Here is a 17135-nt window from a genome sequence, read left to right on the forward strand (position 1 = left end):
GCCCCGGGACCACCGGTCAGCCCAGCGCCTCCGCGAGCTCGTGCCGGCCGCGGACGCCGAGCTTGGCGTAGGCGTTGCCGAGGTGCATCTCCACGGTCTTGAGCGAGACGAACAGCGCCTGCGCGATCTGCGAGTTGGTCATCACCGATGCGGCGAGATCGGCGACGCGGCGCTCGGACGGGGTCAGCGCGCCGACGCCGGTGACGGGTCGCTCGACGAGACGTGCGCCGGCTGCCGCGAGCTCCTCCTCGGCCGCGCGGACGACGGGCGGAGCGCCGCAGGCCGCCGCGATCTCGCGCGCCCTCCGCAGCTGATCGCGCGCCTCGCGGCGGCGCTGCGTGCGGCGCAGGTGGGCCCCGTACGCGACCAGCGCCTTGGCCTCGGCGAGCCGCGCGCCACTCTCGGCCAGCAGGGTGACCGCCTCGGCCAGGGTCTGCTCGGCCTCCCGGTCCGGCTCGACGCGGGCGCGCGCCACCAGTGCGGTGCCGAGCGCGTGCGGAGCGCCGAACCGCTCGGCGACCGTCACCTCGTCGGCGATCACCGCAGCGGCCTCCGCCGCCCGGCCCAGGCGCAGCAGCGCCTCGGCAGCGCCCAGCCGCCACGAGAGGGTGGCCCCGTTGTGATGGCCGGTCTCGATCTGACGGCGCCCGCACGCCGTGAGATCGGCGAGTGCGCCCGACGCGTCGCCCAGCGCCAGCCGCGCCAGGCCCCGCGCGAGGAGCGGCTCGGTGAAGGCGTGCTCGTCCAGCGGCGCGTCCCACATCCCGAACTGGGTGAGCATGTCCCGGGCCAGCGTCGCGTCTCCGTGCTCGACCTGGGTGCGGACGCACAACGGCAGCGCCACGCCGAGCAGCAGCAGCGGCATGAGGCCGTCCGCGGCGGCCCGGAACATGTCGTCGGCCAGTCCCTGGACGGCGAGCAGGTCGCCCTGACCGAACGCCGCATCGGCCGCCCGGAAGGCGCTGACGTGGAACAGCGCGTGCGCACCGCGCGCCGCCGCCCAGTCGCGGCTGCGCTCGGCGAGGGCGCGCGCCTCGCTCGCCGCGCCGGAGCTCTTCAGCGCGAGATGGCCGACGACGTACGCCGGCGCGAACGCCGCCCGGGCCAGCGCGCCGGGCGGCTGGTCGAACGCGTAGCGCGCCTCGGCGAGACACTCGGTGGCCGGCGCACCGACCCGGACGCCGGCGAAGGCGAGGGCCGCCGCGGCACGGCGGTCGCCGGGCGACCCGTCGTACGTCCGCTCCCGGCGTACCCGCTCCTCCAGGTCGCGCAGGGCCGCGTCGTCGGCGAAGTTCATCAGGCTGATGCCCAGGGCGTCGGCAAGCGCGTCCAGCGCCACGCCCTCCCCACCCCGCTGCTCCATGAGTACGTCGCGTGCCCCGGGGAGATCACCGGCGAGGATCAGTGCCATCGCGAGGTCGTGCCGGACCGTGGCGTGGCGATCGTCGCCGACCGTCAGGCTCGCCGCCGCGGCCAGGTGCTCGGCGGCCCGCGGCGCCATGGTCTCGACCTCGGCGAGTCCGAGCCGGTGCAGTGCGTGCGCGCGGGCGGGCGGGTCGAGGTCCTCGTCGAGGAGCCGCCGGAGGTACGCCGCGGCCGTCGTGGGCGCACCCGCCGCTGCGGCGTCGTCGGCCGCGTCGCTCAACCACCCCGCGTGCCGGGGATCGTCGCTCGGCGGCGCCAGGACCAGGTGCGCCGCGATCCGGTCCACGGGGGCGCCGTCCGCCGCGAGCAGCTCGGCCGCCCGGCGGTGGGCGCCGCCGCGCTGCTCGTCGGTCGCCACCCGCAGCACCGCCTCCTCGAGCAGCGGGTGCGCCAGCCGCACGGGGTCCGGACCGCTCATCAGGTGGGCGGCCGACAGACCGGCGACGGCATGACCGACGACCTCCCGGGACAGCCCGGTCAGCCCGGCCACGTGGCGCGCGGAGGCACCCTCGCCGAGGACCGCCGACGCCCGCGCCACGTCCAGCGCGTGCGGAGCGGCCTCGGCGATGCGTCGTACGACGTCGCGCAACGGGTCGGTCGTCGACCCGGCCAGCATCGCCTCGACCAGGAACGGCTTGCCGCCCGTCGCCGCGACGATCTCCTCCGCCTCGGCGGTGCTGAGCGACACGGCACGGGCGGCGCCGAGCGCCTGCACGGCGGCCGCGCTGAGCGGCGGCGGGGTCAGCCGCCGGCCGGCCGGCAACCGGGCGAGCAGCCGGTCGGCCGGCGTACCGGGCTCGCACGGGCGGGTGGCCCCGACGACGAGGAGGCGCGTCCCGTCGAGCCGGCCCAGCAGGTAGCCGAGCCAGTCCAGGGTCTCCGGGTCGCTCTGGTGCAGGTCGTCGATGGTGATCAACAGCGGGCGGGACGCCAGGTTGAGGGCCAGCCAGCAGAGCCCGTGGACCGCCGAGGCGCGGGCCTGGAGGTGTCCGACGTCCTCACCGGTCAACCCGGTCAGGCCGGTCGCCTGGAGCGCGGGCGCGGCGAGGCCCGCCGCATCGGCGAGGACCGCCGCGCGGTCCCAACCCGAGCCCGGGCGCAGTGCCGGGACGAGGATGTCGCGGGCGACCGCGAACGGGACCGCGCCCGCCACCGGCCCGCCCGCGCCCCGAAGTCGGGCGATGCCCAGCCGCGCCGCCTCGGCGGCCACCACCTCGAGCAGGGTCGACTTGCCGATGCCCGCCTGGCCCTCGACCACCACCATCGCGCCGTCGCCGTGCACCGCGGCGTGGAGCGCCGCGCTCAGGGCCGAGCGCTCGACGTCGCGCTCGACGATCAGGGCCTCGTCCATCCCCCATGTCCTTCGGCCGGTCCTAACACCAGGGTGCTCCCCTGTCCCGAGCCCGGGGGTTTCGTCCAAGACTCGCATACAGGGGAGACCGAGGCAGGAGAACAAGGAGAAGGTCGATGCGAGAGCACCAGGACGACTACCGATTGGCACCCCGTGACTGGCGGCTGGCCGGGCTGAAGCTCCCCAGCGGCAAGCCGAGGAAGCTCAGCCGCGCGGACGAGCGCGCGTTCGTCGCAGCCCTGCAGGACTGCCCGCGCCTCGCCGGCTTCGGTGAGCGCGAGCTGAGGCGGCTGGCCCAGCACTGCGTGTGGTTCGCGTATCCGGCGCGATGGACGATGATCGCCCAGTCGAGCCGATCGACCCACTGCTACCTGCTCACCCAGGGGTCGGTCACCTTCCGCCGCGACGGCGTCGAGGTGGGTGGTGCCGCGACCGGCGACTTCGTCGCGCTGCACGCCCTGGTCGACCGCGCGGCGCCGACGAGCGTGGTCACGGCCGACCGCGTCCGCGGCGTGGCCGTCCCCGCCGAGGACCTGCGCGCGATCCTCGACGTCGCGGACCGGCGTACCGCCGTCACGGACCGGTCCCGGGCCCTCAGCCCGATCGAGGACGTCCTCGGCCAGGCCTTCTGAGCCCGGGCGCCTGTGAGGGCGCCCGGTCTCAGAGGGTCGCGACGGCCTTGCGCGCCGACGCCACCGTCGGCGCGATCCCGACGCCGTCGTACGCCGCCCCGCAGATCGCCAGGCCCGGCACCTCGGCCACGGCCGCGCGGATGCGGGCGACCCGGTCGAGGTGGCCGACGGCGTACTGCGGGAGGCCGCCGCCCCATCGCTGGACGACGGCGTCGACCGGCGTCGCGGTCAGGCCGGTCGCGTCGTGCAGGTCGGCGAGGCTGGCGGCGACGAGCTCCTCGTCGGGCACCTGCAGGGTCTCCTCCTCGCCGAACCGTCCGAGCGAGGTGCGCATGATCAACAGCCCCTCCCCGGCCTGCCGGACCCATGACCACTTGGCGAAGGAGTACGTCGCCGCCTTGATCCGGCGGTGGTCGACCGTGGGCACCAGGAAGCCGGACGCGCCGACGTCGAGGGCGTCCGCGGCGTCGGTGGCGCGGAACGCGAAGGTCACCACGGCGCTCGAGGCGTAGTCGATCGCGGCGAGCTCCGCGGCGGCCGGGGCGACGGGTGCGAGCAGCCGCGCTGCGGGCGGGGCGGGCAGGGCGACCACGACCTGGTCGGCGGTGACCTCCTCGTCGGGGAGGGCGATCGCGAACCCGTCGGCCGTACGCCGCAGCCCGGTCACCGTGGCTCCCGTCCGGATCTCGCCACCCGCGGCCCGGATCGCGCCGGCCAGCGCCTCGGGCAGCTGCCACATCCCGCCCGGGATGCTCGCGAAGACGGGCGACTCCGCGGTCGCCGGGCCGGCCGGCGCCTCGAAGGTGGCCGCGGCGAGCGGCGCGATCAGCTGGGGCGCGGCGGCCCGGATCGAGATGTCCCGGGCGCGTCCCGCGTAGACGCCACCGAGCAGCGGCTCGACGAGGCGGTCGGCGACCTCGTCACCGAAGCGGGCCGCGACCAGGTCGCCGACGGACGCGTCGCCCTCGATCGGTTGCGGGGTCTGGTTGCGCGCGCGGGCCAGACCCTCATCCGAGAGGATGCCGGACGCCGCGAGCCCGTCCAGGTCGACCGGCGCGCCCATCAGGGTGCGCGGCAGCGGGCGGAGGGCGTCGCGGGTCCAGATCCGGCTGGTCGCGCCGGTCGGGTGGACGAGGTCGAGGCCGAGGCCGCGCGCCAGGCCGACCGCCTCGGGGCGGCGGTTGATCATCGCCTCGGCCCCGACGTCGACGGTGACCCCCGCGACCTCGCCCCGGCGCAGCTTGCCGCCGAGGCTGTCGGTCGCCTCCAGCACGATGACGTCGCGGCCGGCCCGGGTCAGCTCGTACGCCGCCGCCAGTCCAGCGATTCCTCCGCCGATCACCACCACCTGCACACCGCCAGCGTCCCAGAGCGGACCGCTCGGGGCGCAAGGGGCGTAGGTCCTCAGCGCGCGCGGACCCCCGTCACCCCCGCACCCGTCGGTCCGCTCCCGGGACCCACGGCCGCTCAGGTGTACCAGGTGGGCTCGGGCAGTTCCCCGAGCAGCGCGTACCTGCCGACCTCGGCCCGCTTGTGCGCGACGGGGTCGTGCAGGCTGTGCGTGCGGACGTTGCGCCAGTAGATGTCGAGCCCGACCGAGCTCGCGGTCGCCCGGGCCCCGGTGACGTCGTACACCTTGGTGCCGATCTCGAGGGCGGCGTCGATCGCGACCTGCTTGGCCGCAGCGATCACCACGGCCGCCTCGCCCCGCTCGGTCTCCGTGACCGTGTCGGCGTGGCCGTTGATCTCCTCGATGAGCACCGCGGCCCGCTCCGCCAGGGCCTCGGCGGCCCACAGCTTCGAGCGCAGGTCGCCGTACACCTCCTGCACGTAGAACTCCTCCGCGGCCCGCTGCTTCACGTCGCCCGCGTACGGCCAGGCACGCGTGACGTCGCGGGTGTACGTCGCCGCGGTGGCGAGCGCACCCTCGGCGATGCCCACGTAGAGGTTCGCGAAGATGAGCTGGATGAGCGGCACGTTGAGGGTGTTGTAGACCCGCGGCTCGAAGACGTGCTCCCCGTCGCGCTCGACGTAGCCCGCGGCCGCCGCCCAGGGCACTCGCACGCCCTCGATGGAGACCCCGCCGCTCTCGGTGAGCCGCTGGCCGAGGCTGTCCCAGTCCCCGAGGAACCGGATGGCCGGCTGGTCGGTCGGAACGATCGCGAAGATGTGCTTGTCGGTCCCCTCCAGCACGCCCTCGAGCACGGTCACGTCCGAGACCCGGCCACCGGTCGAGAACGACTTGCGACCGGTGAACACGAGCTCCTCGCCCTCCTCACGGATCGTCAGGTCGGCGTCGCGCGGGTTCACGGCACCGCCGAAGAACCAGGTGTCCGTGGTCGCGGCCTGCTCCACGGCAGCGATCTGCTCGGGCGTGCCGACCAGGCGCGCGGCCCAGGCCCACAGGTAGTGGTACCCCAGCAGCTGCCCGATCGAGCCGTCGCCCGCCGAGACGGCGCGGATGACGCGCAGGGCGGTCGTCCAGTCCTGGCCGGCGCCGCCGTGCTCGACCGGACCGAGCAGGGTGACGAGTCCGCTGTCCTTGAGCAGCTGGACCTCGGCGTACGGCGTCTGGTTGGCGCGGTCCCGCTCGACCGCGTCCACGGCCAGCTGGGTGCCGACCTCGCGGGCGCGCTCGATCCAGCCTTCGGCGGTGGTCGGGACGGTGGTGAAACGTGGGGTCGTTGCGATCGACATGCGTGTGCTCGCTTTCGGGTGATCAGAAGTAGGCGTTCGCCGGGAAGGCGGTGCCGTTGACGTGGTGGTCCCCCACGGCCGAGGCCTTGAGGAACGTCGGGTTGTGGGTGGAGATGGTGCGGACGTTGCGCCAGTGCCGGTCGAGGTTGTGCACCGACTGGGTGGCCGAGGTGCCGCCGACGTCGAAGAGCTGGGCTGCGGTGGCGTAGGAGAAGCGGTCGATCGCGACCTTGGCCTCGGCGGCGGCCAGCTGCGCGGCCTCCGCCTCCTCCTTGCCCGGTACGCCGTCGACGACCGAGTCCGCCGCGACCTGCAGCGCCTCGGCGGCCCGGAGCACGATCGCCTCGGCGGCGAACACCGACGCCGCGATCTCGCCCACGACCTGGAGGACCTGGCGGTCGTCGGTCGGCGCCTGCGGGGCACCCGCGTGGCTGTAGTTGCGCTGCCGGCGCTTGACCAGCGCGACCGCGTCGTTGCGGACGCTGCGCAGGATGCCGGCCGTCACGGCCTGGAGGAACAGCTGCAGGAACGCGCCCTGGTAGCCGGGGACCGGCTCGCCGTCGGGCTCGCCGAGGTCGAAGAACTCCGACTCCTCGACCTTGACGTCGTCGAGCTGGGTGGTGCCGGTGCCGGTCAGCCGCTGGCCGAAGCCGTCCCAGTCGTCGAGGATCGTGACGCCCTGGCGGTCCACCGGGATCACCGCGCCGGCGATCCGCCCGTCGGGTGCGGCCGCCCAGATCTGGGTGTGGTCGGAGTAGATCGAGCCGGTCGAGTAGAACTTCGTGCCGTTGAGCCGGTAGCCGCCCGCCGGGTCGGGGGTGAAGGCGGTGTCGAAGTAGAGGCCGACGGGCTTCCTGCTCTGCTCGCTGAAGCCGTTGCCGACGAGCTTGTCGGTGCCGGCGAGGTCCAGCAGCCGACGGCGGTACGCCGGGTCGGAACCCGCCTGCAGGTGCTGCTCGACGAACCAGAAGTGGGTGCGCAGGATGTGCGGCACGCTGGAGTCGGCCTCGGCGAGGTCGACGAGCGCGGCGAACAGCTCGGGGATGGTGAGCCCGGCTCCGCCGTCCGCCACGGGCAGCCGCAGCCGCCCGACGCCGGCCTGCTTGAGCCAGCCGATGATCTCGTGCGGCGCGACCCGGTGGCGCTCGCGGTCGGCGGCCCCCTCGGCGATGCGGGCGAGCAGGGCCGTCCACTCGGGGGTTCCGGGGCGGATGGGCGCGGCGGTCGCGGTGGTCGCGGTGGGACTGGTGATGGTCATGGGAGGTGCTCCTCGGTGTGGGAGGGACGAGCCGGGTCAGCTCGGGGAGACGGGGGCGAGCTGACCCAACAGGTCGGGGTCGTCGTTGTCGGCCAGGTACTTCTGCACGGCCGGGTCGAAGAAGATCTTCTTGAGGGTCGCGACCTGCGGGTCGTCGACGTAGTCGGTGCCGACCACGAGCTGGCCGGCGAACTCGCGCGGCGCCGGCGGGCTGTAGATGCGGTCGGAGTCCGGCGTACCGGCGTCGACGAAGGACATGTTGTAGTCGACGACCGCGGCGACGGAGTCGAGCGTGCGCGGACCGGCGCCGTACTCCATGTAGGTGAACTTCCAGCCGTGCGGGTTGCTCGCGATGTCCTGGTCGGTCGCGGCCCACGGGTCGACGCCGGGCTTGAAGGTCAGGTAGCCGCCGCGCTCGAGGATCCACAGCGCCTGCGCGGTGTTCGCGGGGTCGTTGAGCAGCGCGATGGTGGAGCCGTCGGGGATCTCGTCCATCGTCTTGTACTTCGAGGAGTAGACCGAGTACGACCACTGGAAGACCGGGCCCAGGGCGGTCAGCTTCATGCCCGTGGAGTCGGTGACCTGCTGCAGCCAGTGCTTGTGCTGGTAGATGTTGGCGATGTACTGGCCGTCGGCGGTCGCCTGGTCGAGCTGGTTGCCGTCCTCGATGGGCTCGCCGGTGATGGTGACGCCGTACTTCGGCGCGATCTCCTTGTTCAGGTAGGCCAGGAAGGCGCCCTCGCTCGCGCTCGAGGCCTGGTAGGAGATCTTGAAGTCGGTGCCGAAGTGGCTGCCGGCGACCGTCTTGCTGTCGCCGCCGCCGCTGAACCTGGCGACGAGGACGCCCGCCAGGACCAGGAGGACGACGGCGAGGGCGGTGGGCACGAGCCACTTGCGGCCCCGACCGCCGAGGTCGATCTCGGTGGTGTCGCCGTCCGCGTGCGGCCGCTGTTGGGTGCTGGACATGGTGGTGCCTTTCATCAAGCCGGGCGTGCCGGGTCAGGGCCGAGAGGGGTCAGTGCGACAGGCGTCGTACGACGCGGTCGCCGGTGAACTGGAGGGCCTGGACCATTGCGATGAGCAGCACGATGCAGGCGATCATGATGTGGTTGTCGAAGCGCCGGTAGCCGTAGTTGACCGCGAGGTAGCCGAGCCCGCCGGAGCCGATCGCGCCCGCGATCGCGGAGTACTCGATCATCGCGATCACGTTGAGGGTCAGCCCCGCCGCGAGCCCGGGGAGCGCCTCGCGCAGCTGGATGCCGGTGACGATCTGGGTCTTGGTGGCACCGCTGGCCAGGCCGACGTCGAGCAGCTCGCGCGGCACCTCGCGGACGGCGTTCTCGGTGAGCCGCGCGAAGAACGCGGTGCCCGCGATGGACATGGGGATGATCGCCGCGGTGAAGCCGATGGTGGTGTGGAAGACCAGCTTGGTCACCGGGATGACGGCGGCCATCAGCACCAGGAACGGCAGCGAGCGGCCGAGGTTCGCGACCCAGCTGATCGAGGCTTTGACGGCCCGGTGGGGCGCCAGCCCGAGCGGGGAGGTGTTGAAGATGAGCAGGCCGAGCGGGCCGCCCAGCAGCACCACGATCGCCATCACCAGGCCGACCATCCGGAAGGTCTCCCAGAGCGCCGGCCCCAGCAGCGACGGTACGTCGGGCCAGGCGGTGCCCAGCAGCGGCAGCACGCTCATGCCACGGCCTCGGTGAGGACGGGCCGGCCGACCGTGTCCGGTCCCGCCTCCGCCACGATCCCGAGCCGGCCGAGCACCTCGGTCACCCGGCGCTCGTCGAGCCGGCGGTCCAGACCGAGCGTGAGGCGGCCGACCGGGGTCGCGCCGGTCTCCTCGACGAGCGCGGCGAGCACCGCGATGTCGGTGCCGAGCTCGCGGCCCGCCGTCCCGAGCCAGGTGGGCGACACCCGCTCCGCCTCGTAGCGGACCGTCCAGGTCCGCAGGCCCTCCGCGGCCTGGGCCGGCGGCAGCGGGAGCAGCGAGCGCGAGAGCACCGAGTCGGAGCGTCGTACGACGTCGGCGACCGTGCCCTGCTCGACGATCCGGCCGTGGTCCAGCTGGGCGACGTGGTCGGCCATGCCGCGCACGACGTCCATCTCGTGGGTGATCACCAGGATCGTCACGCCGAGGTCGTCGCGCAGCCCGGTGAGCAGGGCGAGGATCGCACGGGTCGACTCGGGGTCGAGGCCGGAGGTGGCCTCGTCCGACAGCAGCACCGGCGGCCGCAGCGCGAGGCCGCGGGCGATGCCGATCCGCTGGCGCTGGCCACCCGAGAGCTGGGACGGGTAGTGGTTGGCGCGGTGCAGCATGCCGACCCGCTCGAGCAGGTCGTGGACGCGGCGGCGCACATCGGCGTCCGGCAGGCCGGCGTACCGCATCGGGAGGGCGACGTTCTGCGCGGCGGTCAGCCGGCGCAGCAGGTTGGCCGACTGGAAGACGGTGCCGATCTGCCGACGGGCCGAGCGCAGGTCGGCGCGCGAGAGCCGGGTGAGGTCCTGGCCGGCCACGGTGATCGAGCCGGAGGTCGGGCGCTCGAGCAGGTTCACGCAGCGGGCGAGCGTGCTCTTGCCGGCTCCGCTGGGCCCGACGACCGCGGCGATCCGGCCCTCGGCGACCGAGAGGTCGATGCCGTCGAGGACGACGGCGCCGCCGTAGGACTTGGTAAGGCCGGCGATCTCGATCATCGCGGCCCGTCCTTGCCGTGCAGCCGCTGGAAGCCCGACCGGTGGAAGACCAGCGGGCGGACCGCGGCCTCGCCGGAGTCGTGGGCGACGCTGTGCAGCTCGAGCAGGATGATCGTGTGGTCGCCGGCCTCGACCTCGCGGTAGATCGAGGTGTCGAAGCGGGCCAGGCCGTCGTCGATCGTGACCGCGCCCCGGTGCGACACGGTCGCCGGGACGCCGGTGAACCGGTCGGCGACCGGGCCCGCCAGCTGCCGGCAGGTCTCGCCGTGGTGGTCGGCGAGGACCGTGACCCCGAGCCGCGGCGCGCGGCGCAGGTCCGGCCAGGTCTTGGAGGTGTTCGCGATCGAGAAGGACACCAGCGGCGGGTCCAGGCTCACCGAGGTGAAGGAGCTGGCCGCCAGGCCGACGAGCTCGCCGTCGACCTCGGCCGCCACCGCGACCACGCCGCTCGGGAACGCACCGAACGCCTGACGCAGCCGGGACGGGTCGAGGTCCTGGTTGGTGGAGAAGTCGGGGGTGGGCGGGACGGGCTGGACGGTGGCGGCGGTCATGCGGGGGCTCCTTCGGGTGCGCGCAGCAGGGAGTCCACGACCGGCCGGGCGCGGGCCAGCCACGCGTCGTACGCCGACGGGTCGTCGTACTGCTGGTCGAGGACGTAGAGGCCACCGGTCGGCACGGTCGCGCCGAGGTGGGTGAGCAGGGAGGTGAGGCCCAGCTCGGGCGCCAGGGCGTGCGCCGGGCCGCCGCCGAGCATGAGCGGCACGGCGACCCCGGAGAGCTGTCCGACCGCGAAGCGGTCCAGGAACAGCTTCAGCAGCCCCGTGTAGGTCGCCTTGTACGTCGGGCACGCCACGACCACCAGGTCCGAGGACCCGACCTCGGCGACCACGCGGTCGACCTCCGGGTTCTTCCAGTCGAGCAGCTCGCCGCCGTAGGTGGCGAGGTCGACGACCAGGTCGGGTGCGCGGCCGGTGAGCCGCTCAGCGAGGTGCTGGGCGGCCACCAGGGTGCGGCTGGCGGCCTTCGGGTTGCCGACGACGACGGCTGTGCGGCTCATGAGACCGCCACCTTCCCGGCGGCCTGGAACGGCACCGCCGCGTTGTGGTGGCGGGCCGGCACTGGGCTCTTCCAGCGCCCGCGCTGCTCGAGGATCGGCAGCACGCCCTCGCCGAACCAGTAGGCCCCCTCGAGGTGCGGGTACGCCGACAGCACGAACTCCTCGATGCCGAGGTCGGCGTACTCCTCGATCCGGTCGGCGACCTCCTCGTGCGAGCCCACCAGCGCCGTGCCGGCGCCGCCGCGGACCAGGCCGACCCCGGCCCACACGTTGGGGTAGATCTCGAGGTCGTCGGTGGATCCGTGGTGCAGGTCCAGCATCCGGCGCTGGCCTTCGGACTCGCTGAGCCGCAGGCCCTGCTGCACCTGCGCGATCGCGTCCGGCGAGATCTGGGCGAGCAGCCGGTCGGCCTCGGCCCACGCCTCGGCGGAGGTGTCGCGGGTGATGGTGTGCATGCGGATGCCGAAGCGGATCGGCCGGTCGCCGGCGAGCTCGCGGATCCAGGCGATCTTCTCCGCGACGGCGGCCGGCGGCTCGCCCCAGGTCAGGTAGACGTCCGCGTGCTTGGCCGCGACCCGGCCGGCCGCGGGCGAGGACCCGCCGAAGTAGATCTCCGGCAGCGGGTGCGGGATCTGGTCGAGGCTGGCGCCCTCCACGGAGAGGTGCTTGCCGTCGAGGTCGACGGTCTCCCCCGCCCAGAGCCGGCGCACGATCTCGAGGAACTCGTCGCACCGCTCGTAGCGCGCGTCCTTGTCGTGGAAGTCGCCGTACATCCGCTGCTCGTGGCTCTCCCCGCCGGTGACGACGTTGAGCAGCAGCCGGCCGCCGGAGAGGTTCTGGAACGTGCCGGCCATCTGGGCGGCGAGGTACGGCGAGACCAGGCCCGGCCGGAACGCGACCAGGAACTTCAGCCGCTCCGAGGTCTGCGACAGCATCGCGGTGCTCAGCCACGCGTCCTCGCACCAGGCACCGGTCGGGGTGAGCGCGGCCTCGAAGCCGTTGTCCTCGGCGGCCCGCGCCACCTGGGTCAGGTAGGCGATGTCGCCGGGCCGGCCGGAGTGGCCGGGCGCGAGCCCGTGCCCGCCGCCGACCACGTGCCGGCCGTCCCCGCCGTTGGTGGGCAGGAACCAGTGGAACTTCAAAGACATGGGATCCCTTTCGGTGATCGAGTAGCCGCGAGCGCCAGCGAGCGGCGTATCGAGATTCAGATCTGGCCGTGGTTGGGCGGCGGGGTGCCGTCGACCGCGAACCGGCCGAGGTGCTGCACCTTCCACGCCGCCGGGTCGTGCAGGGTGTGGGTGCGGGCGTTGCGCCAGTGCCGGTCCAGGTCGAGCGAGGACAGTGCGGAGCGGGTGCCCGCCACCTCGAAGAGCCGGCTGGCGACGTCGACGGAGACCGCGGTGGAGCTGGCACGGGCGGCCGCGACGGCGAGGCTGGCCGCCGCCGCCGACTCGGCCGTGAGCCGCGCGTCGGCGGCGTCCACGGCCCGGCCAGCCTCGGCGAGCAGCGCCTCGGTGCCGCGTACTGCGAGCTCCATCTCGCCGAAGGCGTGCACGACCAGCGGGTCCTCCGCCGCGCGCTCCACGCCGGCGTCCGGGTAGGGCCGGCTCCGCGTGGTGACGAACTCCGCGGCGTCGGTCAGGGCAGCCCGCGCGATGCCGGCGTCGATGGCGGCATGGAGCAGTTGCGCGAAGGCGCCGTAGGTCTGCGGGCGCTCGAAGGTGAGGTGGTACGGCGTGACCTGGTCCTGCGGGACCCGCACCCCCGCCAGCTGGACCCGCCCGCTGGCGGTGGTCCGCTGCCCGAGGCCGTCCCAGTCGTCGACGACCGTGACGCCGGGCGCGTGCCGGGCGACCCACGCGACGTGCAGCGGGCCGTCCTCGCCGAGGTGGGCGAGCACCGGGATCCAGTGCGCGAAGAGCGCTCCGGTGCAGTAGCCCTTCTCGCCGTAGAGGACCCAGCCGCCGCCCGGGGCCGGCCGCAGCGTCGTGGCGTGGTCGCGCACGTGCTTGGACGAGATCTCCGACTGCGCGTTGCCGAACCGCTTGCCGGCCAGCACCTCGCCGAAGAAGAACGCCTTCTGGCCGGGCGTGCCCTGCTCGCGCATCGCGTTGACGTAGACGAAGTGGCTGTGCGGGATCTGGGCGATGTTGGGGTCGCCCGCGGCGATCAGCCGCACGACCTCCGCCAGTACGCCGGCGCCCAGCCCCGCTCCGCCGTACTCCTGCGGGACGGTGAGCGCGAGCAGCCCGGACGCGGAGAGTGCGTCGATCTGGTCGACGGGCAGGATCCGCGCGCGGTCGCGCTCGGCGGCGCCGGCGGCGAAGCGGGCGCCGAGGTCGCGGGCCGCCTCGACGGCCTGCTCGGCGGACAGCACCGGCACGCGGTGCTCGAGCTCGACGACGGACTGGGCCACCATCACACCCGCTCCAGCTCGCGCGCCTCGAGCTCACGGACAATCGGCAGGACCTCGCGGCCGAAGTACTGCACGTCCTCGTGGTAGTGCAGGAAGCCCAGCAGGAACAGGTTCACGCCGAGCCGCTTGTACTCCAGCATCCGGTGCGCGATCTGCTCCGGCGTACCGATGAGGCCGGTGCGGAATCCGTCGTTGTACTGGACCAGGTCGGCGAACTCGGAGTCCTGCCACATGCCCTTCTTGTCGCCGGTGGACTGGCCGGCCTGCTTGACCGCGGAGCCGAAGCCCTCGACGGCCTCGTGGTCGGCCTTGTCGATGATCTCGCGCAGCACGTCGCGGGCCTCGGCCTCGGTGTCGCGGCCGATGAGGAAGCCGTTGACCCCGAACTTCACGCTCCGCCCGTGGACGGTGGCGACGTCGGAGACGTCGCGGATCTGCTCGGCGATGCCCTCGGGGGTGTTGCCGTTGGCGAAGTACCAGTCGGTGACCCGGCCGCCCATGCCGCGGGCGTCGGTCGAGTTGCCGCCCATGAAGATCTCCGGGTGCGGCCGGCCGGGACCGGTGACCGGCTTCGGCTTGAGGTCGAAGTCGTGGAGGTTGTAGAAGTCGCCGTTGAGCTCGGCGTGGTCGGAGGTCCAGATCTCGCGCACGTAGCGAATGAACTCCTCGGCGCGGCGGTAGCGCTCGCCGTGCTCGAGCCACGGCTCGCCGAGCTTGGTGAACTCGTCCTTGAACCAGCCGGACACCACGTTGATCGCGGCTCGGCCGCCCGAGATCTGGTCGGCGGTGGCGATGAACTTGGCGAGCACGCCCGGCTGCCACAGGCCGGGGTGGACCGCGGCGATGACCTTGAGCCGCTCGGTGGCGAGCAGCAGCGCGAGGCTGAAGGAGGTCGACTCGTGCTGGTACGCCGCGCCGTACGACGCGATGTAGCGCACCTGTGAGAGCGCGTACTCGAAGCCGTTGTTCTCGGCCAGCCGCGCGAGCTCGACGTTGTAGTCGTAGCCCCAGTCGGTGCGCTGCTCGATCTTGCTGACCACCAGGCCCCCGCTGACGTTCGGCACCCAGTAGGCGAACTTCAGCGGCTCGGCGAGGGCGGCCGGGTCGGGGTGCTGCTGCGCGCTCATGGCGACTCCTTCGAGGACGGGGAAACATAAAGTCGACTACTTCGATAGACATTAGCGACCGAGTGGCCGCGACACGAGCCCGCGGACCCTCGGTTCAGGCGAACCGGTGATCGGCGGAACCGATCACCGACCCCCTGCCACGGCCCCGCCCGGGCCCCCGCTGCTGCGTGAGTGCGGGGATCCCGGGCGGACGGCCGGTCTGTGTTACTTTCTACATCAGATTACTAGACATTGACGTGCCGGCGGTGGTTGTGCTCAGGAGGAGCGGATGCGGATCGAACAGCTGGAGTACCTGGCCGCGGTGACCCAGCACGGCTCGCTGCGCCGGGCCAGCGACCGGCTGCACCTCTCCCAGCCCGCCCTCAGCGAGGCGATCACCAAGCTGGAGCGTGAGCTGCGGGTGACCCTGCTCGACCGGCGTCGCTCCGGTGCCCGGATCAGCCGCGAGGGCCGCGACCTGCTCCCCTACATGACCGAGGTGCTGACCGCCGTCGACCGGCTGCGCTCCGCCGCCGGCGAGCAGCGCACCGACCGCCGGCTGATCCGGCTGGGCACCGTCCACGCGGCCACGTCCACGCTGCTGGTGCCGGCCGTGCGCACCTTCCAGGACCGCCACCCCGGTACGACGGTCGAGGTGCTCACGCTGCAGCAGACCGAGATCGAGGAGGGCCTGGTCGAAGGCAGCCTCGACCTCGGTCTGGTCAACGTGCTCGACGGCGACGACCTGGCGGCCGGCCTGAGCGGGATCGAGCTGCTGCGCGGCCGGCCCGTCGTCGTACTGCCGGACGGGCATCACCTGCTCGCCGGCACCGAGGTGACGCTGGACGAGCTGCGGGCGGAGCGGTTCGTGATGATGCGCGCCGGCTACCTGATGCACCGGTGGGTCCATCGCGCGCTCGGACCGGACCTGCCGCCGATCACCCAGACCACCGACGGCGCGGAGATGGGCAAGGCGCTGGTCGTCGACGGCCTCGGGATCACCGTGCTGCCGGACTACTCGGTCCACGGCGACCCGCTGCACCGCGCCGGCCTGCTCGACACCCGCCCCGTCGCCGACGACCACACCGTGGTCCGGCTGGTGCTGCGCGAGCGCCGGACCGCCCAGGCGCCGCTGCCGGTCCGGGAGTTCCAGGCGATCCTGGTGGCGCGGGCCGAGGAGTACGCGGGCGGGCTCGCCGTCGTACCTGACCAACGCGTTGGGTAGCGCCCCGGAATGCAACGCGTTCGTCAGGTACGACGGGCCTAGCCGACCACCTCGGGCTCCCCGTGGACCGGCACGATCACGGCGGTACGCCGGCGGGCGAGCAGCCAGCGGCGCGCCTCCCGGCCGAGCACGAACGCCGCGGTCGCCTCGATGTCGGTCCAGGTCAGGTCCGGCCCGACCACGGTCACCTGGAGCAGCTCGCCCGGCGGACGGCCGGTCCGCGGGTCGAGGATGTGGCTGCCGCGCTGGGCGGTGCCCGACGTCGCGACGGCACCGTTGCGGACCGGCACCGTCGCCAGTACCCGGCGCAGGTCGCGCGGGTCCTCGATGCCGATCCGCCACGGACCCGCCTCCGGGCGCACCGTGCGGCACACCAGGTCCCCGCCCGCGGAGAGGCAGAAGTCGGTCCCGGGCAGCTCGGCGAGCACGTCGGCCGCGCGCTGGACCGCCCAGCCCTTGACCACGCCGGAGGGATCGGCCGGCCCGCCGGCGTACCCGATGTCGAAGGCGCCGTCGGAGACGTCCTTCGCCTGCTCGGCCAGCGCGACCACCTCGGCCAGCTCCGGCGGGCAGCTCGCGAGGGCCCTCTCGCCACGTGCCCACTGGGCGGTGGGCGAGTCGGCACGGTAGGTGCTGAACACCCGGTCGGCCTCCTCGAGCACCTCGACCGCCTCGGCCCACGCCTCGTCGGCGCGGCTGTCGGCGGTGTGCCGGCCGCGGATCGCCAGGCTGACGACGGTGCCCATCACCTCGAGGGTCCGCCGCTCCGGCGGAGCAAGGATGGTCACAGGCTCGCCTTGTCGAGCGCGGACTGCAGCGACTGCAGGTAGCCGGTGCTGGTGACCGTCGCGCCGCTGACCATGTCGATCCCGGAGCCCTGGGCGCTCAGCGTCTCCTGGACCAGCGTCGGCAGGGCGTAGGAGTTGATCTCCTGGTCCTTGGGGTTGCCGTTCGGGTACTGCGGCACCGCCACCGCGGTGATCCTCCCGTCGGTGATCGTCAGCGTGACCTGGACCGGTCCCCACTGGGTCTGCGCCACGTCGCCGGTGACGGTGGATGTCGTGGACCTCTTCTTGGCGGTGCCGGTCGAGGAGGTGCCGGTCGAGGAGGTGCCGGTCGAGGAGGCAGTCGTGGCGCCGGCCGAGGAGACGACGGCCGGCGGCGCGCTCGCCGACACGGCGACCCCCTCGGTGGAGGTGTGGTAGCCGAACAGCAGGACGACGACCGAGACGGTGCTGGCGAACCAGAGGGCGATGCGGCGCAAGGTGTGC

General features: G+C 73.5%; 16 protein-coding genes. 2 read left to right on the top strand and 14 right to left on the bottom strand.

What is annotated here, in order from left to right:
* Positions 1-16: 16 nt before the first annotated feature.
* Positions 17-2776 carry an AAA family ATPase gene (locus ACYU8V_RS19210; RefSeq protein ID WP_460849628.1) on the bottom strand — a complete coding sequence of 920 codons (2760 nt, stop codon included), beginning with the start codon at positions 2774-2776 and terminating at the stop codon, positions 17-19.
* A gap of 116 nt (positions 2777-2892) precedes the next feature.
* Between ACYU8V_RS19210 and ACYU8V_RS19215 the strand changes: the two genes are divergently transcribed.
* Positions 2893-3408: a cyclic nucleotide-binding domain-containing protein gene (locus ACYU8V_RS19215; RefSeq protein ID WP_460849630.1), complete on the top strand. Its 516-nt coding sequence runs from the start codon at positions 2893-2895 to the stop codon at positions 3406-3408.
* Positions 3409-3436: 28 nt separating this feature from the next.
* Here the strand turns inward: ACYU8V_RS19215 and ACYU8V_RS19220 are convergent, their stop codons facing one another.
* From ACYU8V_RS19220 to sfnG, 11 genes are all read right to left on the bottom strand, one after another.
* Positions 3437-4762 (bottom strand): protoporphyrinogen/coproporphyrinogen oxidase, encoded by a 1326-nt coding sequence (locus tag ACYU8V_RS19220; protein WP_460849631.1) that lies wholly within the window; start codon positions 4760-4762, stop codon positions 3437-3439.
* A 113-nt stretch (positions 4763-4875) separates the two neighbouring features.
* The gene (locus tag ACYU8V_RS19225; RefSeq protein ID WP_460849632.1) at positions 4876-6105 is read right to left on the bottom strand and encodes an acyl-CoA dehydrogenase family protein; all 1230 of its coding nucleotides are present in this window, start codon (positions 6103-6105) and stop codon (positions 4876-4878) included.
* A gap of 22 nt (positions 6106-6127) precedes the next feature.
* Entirely contained in the window at positions 6128-7363 is a 1236-nt protein-coding gene (locus ACYU8V_RS19230) for an acyl-CoA dehydrogenase family protein (RefSeq protein ID WP_460849635.1), read from the bottom strand.
* 36 nt (positions 7364-7399) lie between these two features.
* Positions 7400-8329, bottom strand: a complete 930-nt coding sequence (locus ACYU8V_RS19235) for a MetQ/NlpA family ABC transporter substrate-binding protein (protein ID WP_460849637.1) — start codon at positions 8327-8329, stop codon at positions 7400-7402.
* A gap of 49 nt (positions 8330-8378) precedes the next feature.
* Positions 8379-9056: a methionine ABC transporter permease gene (locus ACYU8V_RS19240; RefSeq protein ID WP_460849638.1), complete on the bottom strand. Its 678-nt coding sequence runs from the start codon at positions 9054-9056 to the stop codon at positions 8379-8381.
* Positions 9053-10060 (bottom strand): methionine ABC transporter ATP-binding protein, encoded by a 1008-nt coding sequence (locus ACYU8V_RS19245; RefSeq protein WP_460849640.1) that lies wholly within the window; start codon positions 10058-10060, stop codon positions 9053-9055. Before ACYU8V_RS19245 ends, ACYU8V_RS19240 begins: the two co-directional genes overlap by 4 nt.
* Positions 10057-10611, bottom strand: a complete 555-nt coding sequence (locus ACYU8V_RS19250) for a flavin reductase family protein (RefSeq protein ID WP_460849641.1) — start codon at positions 10609-10611, stop codon at positions 10057-10059. The genes ACYU8V_RS19245 and ACYU8V_RS19250 overlap by 4 nt, the downstream gene beginning before the upstream one ends.
* The gene (locus tag ACYU8V_RS19255) at positions 10608-11117 is read right to left on the bottom strand and encodes an NADPH-dependent FMN reductase (protein WP_460849643.1); all 510 of its coding nucleotides are present in this window, start codon (positions 11115-11117) and stop codon (positions 10608-10610) included. The genes ACYU8V_RS19250 and ACYU8V_RS19255 overlap by 4 nt, the downstream gene beginning before the upstream one ends.
* Positions 11114-12265: an LLM class flavin-dependent oxidoreductase gene (locus ACYU8V_RS19260; protein WP_460849645.1), complete on the bottom strand. Its 1152-nt coding sequence runs from the start codon at positions 12263-12265 to the stop codon at positions 11114-11116. Before ACYU8V_RS19260 ends, ACYU8V_RS19255 begins: the two co-directional genes overlap by 4 nt.
* 56 nt (positions 12266-12321) lie before the next feature.
* Positions 12322-13536 carry an SfnB family sulfur acquisition oxidoreductase gene (locus ACYU8V_RS19265; RefSeq protein ID WP_460849646.1) on the bottom strand — a complete coding sequence of 405 codons (1215 nt, stop codon included), beginning with the start codon at positions 13534-13536 and terminating at the stop codon, positions 12322-12324.
* Entirely contained in the window at positions 13536-14660 is a 1125-nt protein-coding gene (gene sfnG / locus ACYU8V_RS19270) for a dimethylsulfone monooxygenase SfnG (RefSeq protein WP_460849647.1), read from the bottom strand. The genes ACYU8V_RS19265 and sfnG overlap by 1 nt, the downstream gene beginning before the upstream one ends.
* A 268-nt stretch (positions 14661-14928) precedes the next feature.
* On the opposite strand from sfnG, the gene ACYU8V_RS19275 reads away from it, so the two are divergent.
* Positions 14929-15864: a LysR family transcriptional regulator gene (locus tag ACYU8V_RS19275; RefSeq protein ID WP_460849649.1), complete on the top strand. Its 936-nt coding sequence runs from the start codon at positions 14929-14931 to the stop codon at positions 15862-15864.
* Between the two features lie 38 nt (positions 15865-15902).
* On the opposite strand, the gene ACYU8V_RS19280 is transcribed toward ACYU8V_RS19275, so the two are convergent.
* Both ACYU8V_RS19280 and ACYU8V_RS19285 read right to left on the bottom strand, forming a co-directional pair.
* Positions 15903-16652, bottom strand: a complete 750-nt coding sequence (locus ACYU8V_RS19280) for an FAD:protein FMN transferase (protein WP_460849650.1) — start codon at positions 16650-16652, stop codon at positions 15903-15905.
* The gene (locus ACYU8V_RS19285; RefSeq protein WP_460849651.1) at positions 16649-17128 is read right to left on the bottom strand and encodes an FMN-binding protein; all 480 of its coding nucleotides are present in this window, start codon (positions 17126-17128) and stop codon (positions 16649-16651) included. The genes ACYU8V_RS19280 and ACYU8V_RS19285 overlap by 4 nt, the downstream gene beginning before the upstream one ends.
* Between the last annotated feature and the right edge of the window lie 7 nt (positions 17129-17135).

It is taken from the genome of Nocardioides ultimimeridianus (genome assembly GCF_054777895.1).

Bases quoted from the DNA above. Each gene is read 5' to 3' on its own strand.
- ACYU8V_RS19245 (WP_460849640.1), bottom strand. From the start codon at position 10,060: ATGATCGAGATCGCCGGCCTTACCAAGTCCTACGGCGGCGCCGTCGTC.
- ACYU8V_RS19260 (WP_460849645.1), bottom strand. From the start codon at position 12,265: ATGTCTTTGAAGTTCCACTGGTTCCTGCCCACCAACGGCGGGGACGGC.
- ACYU8V_RS19210 (WP_460849628.1), bottom strand. From the start codon at position 2,776: ATGGACGAGGCCCTGATCGTCGAGCGCGACGTCGAGCGCTCGGCCCTG.
- sfnG (WP_460849647.1), bottom strand. From the start codon at position 14,660: ATGAGCGCGCAGCAGCACCCCGACCCGGCCGCCCTCGCCGAGCCGCTG.
- ACYU8V_RS19250 (WP_460849641.1), bottom strand. From the start codon at position 10,611: ATGACCGCCGCCACCGTCCAGCCCGTCCCGCCCACCCCCGACTTCTCC.
- ACYU8V_RS19255 (WP_460849643.1), bottom strand. From the start codon at position 11,117: ATGAGCCGCACAGCCGTCGTCGTCGGCAACCCGAAGGCCGCCAGCCGC.
- ACYU8V_RS19275 (WP_460849649.1), top strand. From the start codon at position 14,929: ATGCGGATCGAACAGCTGGAGTACCTGGCCGCGGTGACCCAGCACGGC.
- ACYU8V_RS19240 (WP_460849638.1), bottom strand. From the start codon at position 9,056: ATGAGCGTGCTGCCGCTGCTGGGCACCGCCTGGCCCGACGTACCGTCG.
- ACYU8V_RS19230 (WP_460849635.1), bottom strand. From the start codon at position 7,363: ATGACCATCACCAGTCCCACCGCGACCACCGCGACCGCCGCGCCCATC.
- ACYU8V_RS19235 (WP_460849637.1), bottom strand. From the start codon at position 8,329: ATGTCCAGCACCCAACAGCGGCCGCACGCGGACGGCGACACCACCGAG.
- ACYU8V_RS19215 (WP_460849630.1), top strand. From the start codon at position 2,893: ATGCGAGAGCACCAGGACGACTACCGATTGGCACCCCGTGACTGGCGG.
- ACYU8V_RS19265 (WP_460849646.1), bottom strand. From the start codon at position 13,536: ATGGTGGCCCAGTCCGTCGTCGAGCTCGAGCACCGCGTGCCGGTGCTG.
- ACYU8V_RS19225 (WP_460849632.1), bottom strand. From the start codon at position 6,105: ATGTCGATCGCAACGACCCCACGTTTCACCACCGTCCCGACCACCGCC.